At 66.0% G+C, this 6,640-nt stretch carries 4 protein-coding genes and 1 pseudogene; 3 read left to right on the top strand and 2 right to left on the bottom strand.

Annotation, left to right across the window (positions count from 1 at the left end):
* Positions 1-104 precede the first annotated feature (104 nt).
* Complete coding sequence (locus tag EOD07_RS17180) at positions 105-1,436, bottom strand: ABC transporter substrate-binding protein (protein ID WP_041001246.1); 1,332 nt, start codon at positions 1,434-1,436, stop codon at positions 105-107.
* A gap of 233 nt (positions 1,437-1,669) precedes the next feature.
* A complete protein-coding gene (locus EOD07_RS17175; RefSeq protein WP_127236316.1) occupies positions 1,670-2,368 on the bottom strand; it encodes a PIG-L deacetylase family protein in 699 nt (232 codons plus the stop codon).
* Positions 2,369-2,389: 21 nt separating this feature from the next.
* Between EOD07_RS17175 and EOD07_RS17170 the strand changes: the two genes are divergently transcribed.
* The 3 genes and pseudogenes from EOD07_RS17170 to EOD07_RS17160 all read left to right on the top strand — a co-directional run.
* Positions 2,390-3,280 carry a DMT family transporter gene (locus tag EOD07_RS17170; RefSeq protein WP_127236315.1) on the top strand — a complete coding sequence of 297 codons (891 nt, stop codon included), beginning with the start codon at positions 2,390-2,392 and terminating at the stop codon, positions 3,278-3,280.
* A gap of 45 nt (positions 3,281-3,325) precedes the next feature.
* Positions 3,326-5,788 (top strand): ATP-dependent helicase HrpB, encoded by a 2,463-nt coding sequence (hrpB, locus tag EOD07_RS17165; protein WP_127236314.1) that lies wholly within the window; start codon positions 3,326-3,328, stop codon positions 5,786-5,788.
* 372 nt (positions 5,789-6,160) lie between these two features.
* Positions 6,161-6,640, top strand: a pseudogene (locus EOD07_RS17160) (sensor histidine kinase); the annotation flags it as partial.

Genomic DNA, 6,640 nt, shown 5'->3' with positions numbered 1-6,640 from the left:
GTCCTGCTTCGGTCACGGGGTAAGTCTCGGCTATGGAATTTATCTGAACTGCGTCCCGTGCCAAGGGCGGCACGGGACGCGCGGTTGAGCTCGGGAGGAGCCGTTCACATCTTGCCGTCGTCCTGGAACACTTGCGTCCAGTCCTTGACCAAGCCGTCCAGTGCGTCCTTGGCCGAGCCCTGGCCGGCCACGACATAGTCATGGAAGCGCTTCTGCGAGGCTTGCAGCAGCGGCGCGTAGCTGGGTTCGGCCCAGAAATCCTTCACGATGGCCATCGAGTCGAGGAAGGCCTGCGCGTAGGGCTGGCTGGACGGGAACTTCGGATCCTTGACGACGGAGTTCAGGCAGGAATAGCCGCCGAGCGACCACCACTTGGCCTGCACGTCCTTGTTGGCGAACCACTTGATGTATTTCAGCGCCGATTCCTGCTTGTCGGAATAGGAAACCACCGAAATGCCCTGGCCGCCGAGCTGGGCGAACTGGTCGCCGTCGGGACCCTTCGGATTGACGAAGTAGCCGATCTTGTCGCCGCCGACATTCTCGTCCTTCTGCAGGCCGGGCCAGGTGAAGGCGAAGTTCATATGCATCGCCACTTGGCCGGATTTGAAGGCGTCGACGCCTTCGCCCATGTAGCTGTTCGACGCGCCGGGCGGCGTGCAGCAATCATAGAGCGCCTTATAGAACTCCAGCCCCTTCACCGATTTCTCGGAATTGACGAAGCCTTCCATCTCGTACGGCTTCTTCGGGTTCTCATACTGGAAGCCGTAGCTGTAGAGCACGTCCATGGCGCCCATGGTGATGCCTTCCGAGCCGCGCTCGGTGTAGATCGAGGCGCCGTAGACCGTCTTGCCGTCGATCTGCCGCTTCTGGAAGAACTCGGCGATCTGCTTCAGCTGGTCGAATGTGGTCGGCGGAGCGAGGTCCCAGCCATACTTCTCCTTGAATTCCTTCTGCAGCTCGGGCCGCGAGAACCAGTCCTTGCGGTAGGTCCAGCCGACGACATCGCCCATGGCCGGCAGCGCCCAGTAGTTCGGCGTGTTCTTCGGCCATTCCGAATAGCCGACCACGGTCGCCGGCACGAAGTCGTCCATGCTGATCTTCTCCTTGTCGAAGAAGTCGTTCAGCTTGACGTAGTGGCCGTTCTCGGCGGCGCCGCCGATCCACTGGCTGTCGCCGATGATCAGATCGCAGAGCTTGCCGTGCGAGTTGAGCTCGTTGAGGAAGCGGTCGGCATAGTTGGTCCACGGCACGAACTCGAACTTCATGCCGATGCCGGTTTCCTTGGTGAAGTCCTTGGATAGTTCCACGAGCGCGTTGGCCGGATCCCAGGCCGCCCAGCACAGCGTCAGGTCTTCCGCATGCGCGACGTTCGAGACGGCTGTCGACGCAAAGATCGCCGAGGCCAGTCCCAACGCCAGTTTCAAGGTCGATTTCATGCCTTACCTCCCATTTGCGAAACGCGTCCGGATGACGGTTTCAAGAGCCCCTCAACCCTCGCTCCTCCGAGGGCCTAAACAAGGCGCGAGATGCGCAGCCGATGTTTAGTAATTTGTTTAGTGATGCTCTTTTTACTAAACAACGCAAGCGAATTCGTTGCTGCGCCGCAGCATAGCGAAACCGGTGCTTGAAATCGTTGGGAAATGACCGCCGGCGCTATGGCCCGCCGCGGTCAGCCGGCCCGGTCGGTGGGACCAGGGCTTACCGGTAGCGGCCGGATCGGCGGTGCCGGCGGCAACAGCGCGCGTATGTCGGCGAAGGGGAAAATCGGCTCGAAACGGAAGGCCTCGGCCAGCGCGCCGGAGCCGCCGTTGCACTGGCCGGCGCGAAACTCATTCTGGAGGCGCGCCCTGTGCACATAGTGCTCCGGACCTTGCGACTGGTGCGCGCGGATCGCCTTCGCCTTGATGTCCCAATGATGCGAGATCTCGACATAATGTGTCGGCGAAAAGCCGGTGCCACCGAGCGTGTCGGCATGCAGCACCGGCACCGCGAAGGACGCCGCGATGCGCACGCCGTCGGACAGGGCGCGGTGGTCGCCATGGTAGTCGTAGGGCGCATGGGTGATCGCGACGTCGGGCTTCACCTCGCCGATCAGCGCCTTCAGCGCCGAAATCAACGCGGCATCGGCGATGAGTTCGCCGTCGGGAAAGTCGAGGAAGCGCGGCTCGACGCCGAGCAGGCCCGCCGCCTTGGCCGCTTCCTCGCGCCGCAAGCGGGCAAGCGCCTTTGGATCGCCCTTGCCGCCCTTGGCACCATCGGTGGCTATCGCAAAATTAAGCTCTGCGCCTTGCGCGGCATAGGCGGCCAGCGTACCGAACATGAATATCTCGATGTCGTCGGGATGTGCCCCCAGCGCCAGTATCTTCACGTCTTCTCTCCCGGAAATGGTATGCCGAACGGAATCCTGCTCGCCCTGATCGCCTATGCAAGCTATTCGTTCAGCGACGCCGTCATCAAGAGCCTGGGCGGGCAGTTCACCGTCTTCGAGATCGGCTTCTTCTCGACCTTGTTTGCCGGCTGTTTTCTGTTCTTCACCAAACCTAGCGACGAACGCTGGCGCGACGCCTGGCGCACCAAAAGGCCATGGGCGGTGCAGGCGCGTGCCTTGGCGGGCATCGCGTCCGGCGTGCTCAGTGTCTTTGCCTTCACCACCATTCCGCTGGCGGAAGTCTACGCGCTGATCTTCCTGGCGCCGCTGCTGGTCACCATCCTGTCGACGGTCATCCTGAAGGAAAGGGTCGGCCCTTGGCGGTGGCTCGCCGTGGTCGCCGGCTTTGTCGGCGTCATGCTGGTGGTGCGGCCGGGCTTTCGCGAATTGCATCTCGGCCATCTCGCCGCCTTCGCCAACGCCTTCCTCGCCGCCACCAGCGTTATCCTGATGCGCTCGCTCGCCCAGCAGGAGAAGCGCACGACGATCCTCGGCGCGCTGGTCGGCTATGGCCTGGTCTTCAACGGTGTGGGCGCTGCCGCGACGTCGTTCTCGCTGCCCGGTCTCGGGCAACTGGTCTGGCTGGTGCTGGCCGGCGTCTTCACCGCCGGCGGGCAGCTGCTGCAGCTGCTTGCGGTCAAATACGCGCCCGCGAACCGTATCGCGCCGACGCATTACTCGCAGATCGTCTGGGCGGTCATCCTCGGCGCGCTGTTCTTTCAAGAATATCCCGACTGGCTGTCGCTGGTCGGCCTTGCGGTGGTCGGCGCTTCCGGCCTGCTGACCATGGTGCGCGAAGAGGTGAGGCTCGGCACCGTGCGCTGGAACCCGTTTTCGCGCACCAGGCTTTGAGTGCGTACGTTGCGCAGCGACCGCGACGGCTGATATGCGGGCGACATGACGACGAGATCCCTGCCGGAGCTTCCGGTCACAGCCGTGCTGCCGGCACTCGGCGAAGCGCTCGCCCGGCGCAACAGCGCCGTGCTGGTAGCGCCGCCGGGCGCCGGCAAGACGACGCTGGTGCCGCTGGCGCTGCTCGATGCGCCGTGGCTCGGCGAGGGCCGGATCGTGCTGCTCGAGCCGCGCCGGCTCGCCGTGCGCGCCGCCGCCCGCCGCATGGCCGAATTGCTCGGCGAGGAGCCGGGCGGCACGGTCGGCTATGCCATGCGCATGGAGAACCGCACCTCGGCGCGGACAAGAATCCTGGTCGTCACCGAAGGCGTGCTCTCGCGCATGATCCTCGACGATCCGGAATTGCCCGGCGTCTCGGCGGTGATCTTCGACGAATTCCACGAGCGCTCGCTCGACGGCGATTTCGGCCTGGCGCTGACGCTCGACGTGCAGGGCGCGCTGCGTCCGGACCTGCGCCTGCTGGTCATGTCGGCGACGCTCGACGGCGCGCGCGTGGCGAAGCTTTTGTCGGAAGCGCCGGTGATCGAAAGCGAGGGCCGCGCCTTTCCGGTCGAGATCCGCTACGACGAACGGCCTGCCGGCACGGCTATCGAGGACGCCATGGCCAAGGCGGTGCGCGCGGCCTTGGGCAGTGAGCAGGGCAGCGTGCTCGCCTTCCTGCCCGGACAGCGCGAGATCGAGCGCACCGCCGAGCGACTCGCGGGCAATGTCGCCGCCGACATCGACATCGTGCCGCTCTACGGGCAGCTCGACAACAAGGCGCAGGACCAGGCGATCAAGCCGGCGCCGGCCGGTCGCCGCAAGGTGGTGCTGGCGACCTCGATCGCCGAGACCTCCATCACCATCGACGGCGTGCGCGTCGTCATCGATTCCGGCCTGTCGCGCCTGCCGCGCTATGAGCCGGCGAGCGGCCTGACCAGGCTTGAGACTGTACGCGTCAGCAGGGCCTCGGCCGACCAGCGCGCCGGCCGCGCCGGCCGCACGCAAGCCGGCGTCGCGGTGCGCCTGTGGCGCGCCGAGCAGACCGCGTCGCTTCCCGCCTTCACGCCGCCGGAAATCCTTGAGGCCGACCTGTCCGGCCTGCTGCTCGACTGCGCCGCCTTCGGCGTCGCCGATCCGTCGAGCCTCTCTTTCCTCGATCCGCCGCCGGCCCCGGCGCTCAACGAAGCGAGGGTGCTGCTCACGGCGCTGCATGCCATCGACAATACCGGACGGCTGACCGAGGCGGGTGCCGCGATGCGCAAACTGGCGCTGCCGGTGCGGCTGGCGCATATGGTGGCCGAAGCGGCGAAGACCGGCCATGCGCTCGAAGCGGCGACGCTTGCCGTGCTTTTGACCGAGCGCGGCCCCGGCGGCGACAGCGCCGACCTGGAGCGGCGTCTGATCCGGTTTCGTGGCGAGAAATCTCCCCGCGCCAACGCCGCCAGGCAGCTCGCCGAACGCTTGGCCAGACAGGCCGGTGGCGGGCAGGGCGGCGAGGCGACCTCTGCCGGCTCGCTCCTCATCCATGCGTGGCCGGATCGCGTGGCAAGGGCGCGCGGCGAGCGCGGCCGCTTCGTGCTCGCCAATGGCTCGGGCGCCATGGTCGATGCCGCCGATCTGCTTGCCAACGAAACCTGGCTGGTCGTCGCCGACCTGCAGGGCAAGGCGCAGAACGCCCGCATCACCGCCGCCGCGCCGGTTGAAGAAGCCGATATCCGCGCAGCCCTTGCCGATCGCATCGAGACGAAGCGCGAGGCGAGCTTCGTCCGCGAGCGCCGCGCCGTGCGCATGCGCGAGACCGCCAGGCTCGGCGCCATCACGCTGTCCGAGCGGATGCTGCCGGCGCCGTCCGGCGCCGACGCCGACCGCGCCATTCTCGACGCCCTGAGAGAGCACGGCCTGTCTCTGCTCGATTGGGGCAAGGAGGCGGAAACGCTCCGCCAGCGGCTTGGCTGGCTGCATCGTGGCTTGGGCGCACCCTGGCCCGATGTTTCGGATGAGGCCCTTATCGAGGGCCTCGACGATTGGCTCCTGCCCTTTCTCGCCGGCGATGCCTCTTTCGCGGCCATCAAGCCGGCGACTTTGTCGTCGGCGCTCATGGCGCTGGTCCCGCACGACCTGCAGCGCAAGGTCGACGTGCTGGCGCCGACCCATTTCGACGCGCCGTCGGGCAGTCATGTGCCGATCCGCTATGATGGCGAATGGCCGGTGCTGGCGGTCCGCGTGCAGGAGCTGTTCGGCCTCGACCGCCATCCGGCGATCGCGGGCGGCACGGTGCCGCTGACGCTGGAGCTGCTGTCGCCGGCGCACCGCCCCATCCAGACGACGCGCGACCTCCCCGGCTTTTGGCGCGGCTCCTGGGCGGATGTGCGAGCCGACATGCGCGGCCGCTATCCGAAACATGTCTGGCCGGAGAATCCGCTGCTGGCTACAGCCACGAGCCGCGCCAAGCCGCGCGGGACGTAGGCTTGCGGCGGAAGCTTTGGCGGCTTCGCGTTATCGGACAGCGACTTTGGCGATTGGCGCAAACGCCCATCATGTCGTCATCCACGGGCGGAGCAAGGAGCGAAGCGACGCGCGTAGACCCGAGGATCCATTCCGTGACTTCCAAGCGTTGCGACGGTGCAGAATTCTGCCCTGCTGCGTTCTACGGTCAAGGTAACGGAATGGATCCTCGGGTCTGCGCTCCGCTTCGCGTCGCTCCGCCCGTGGATGACGACGTCGCGAGGTCTCGGCCAGTCACTTAAGACGGTGAACCGAAGCACCGGCTGCCAATCGCTTAGGTCACCTTTTCAGCACTACTAGCGCTTACCCTCACGCGGTTATAATCGTAGGTCGATGATCAACATCCTGCGCGCGCCCGATTCCCAGCAAAGCCAGCGGCTGCGGCTCAACACGCTGATCCGCCTGCGCTGGCTCGCCATCGTCGGCCAGAGCATCGCGGTGCTCGTCGTCGCCTATGGCCTGAAATTCCCGCTGCCGGTGTCGATGTGCTTCGCGTTGATCGCCTTGTCGGCCTGGATGAATCTGTGGCTCACCTTCCGCTATCCGGCGGCGCATCGGCTCACCCCGCTTTCGGCCTTCGCCATCCTCACCTTCGACGGCATCCAGCTTACCGGCCTGCTTTACATGACCGGCGGCCTGACGAATCCGTTTTGCGTGCTGCTGTCCGTGCCGGTCGTCATCTCGGCCGCGTCGCTGCCGCTGCGGTTCACCGCGATCCTCGGCGCGCTGGTCATGGTGGCCGCGACGTTGCTGGTGTTCTTTCACCTGCCGCTGCCCTGTTATGAGGGATCGCCGCTGCCGATGCCCTTCATC

The sequence above is a fragment of the Mesorhizobium sp. M2C.T.Ca.TU.002.02.1.1 genome (assembly GCF_003997225.1).
This window is presented reverse-complemented; position numbering and strand designations above follow the sequence as displayed.

What these genes read in the sequence shown, in the direction of transcription:
- EOD07_RS17180 (WP_041001246.1), bottom strand. Translation starts at nt 1,436, where the DNA reads ATGAAATCGACCTTGAAACTGGCGTTGGGACTGGCCTCGGCGATCTTT.
- EOD07_RS17170 (WP_127236315.1), top strand. Translation starts at nt 2,390, where the DNA reads ATGCCGAACGGAATCCTGCTCGCCCTGATCGCCTATGCAAGCTATTCG.
- hrpB (WP_127236314.1), top strand. Translation starts at nt 3,326, where the DNA reads ATGACGACGAGATCCCTGCCGGAGCTTCCGGTCACAGCCGTGCTGCCG.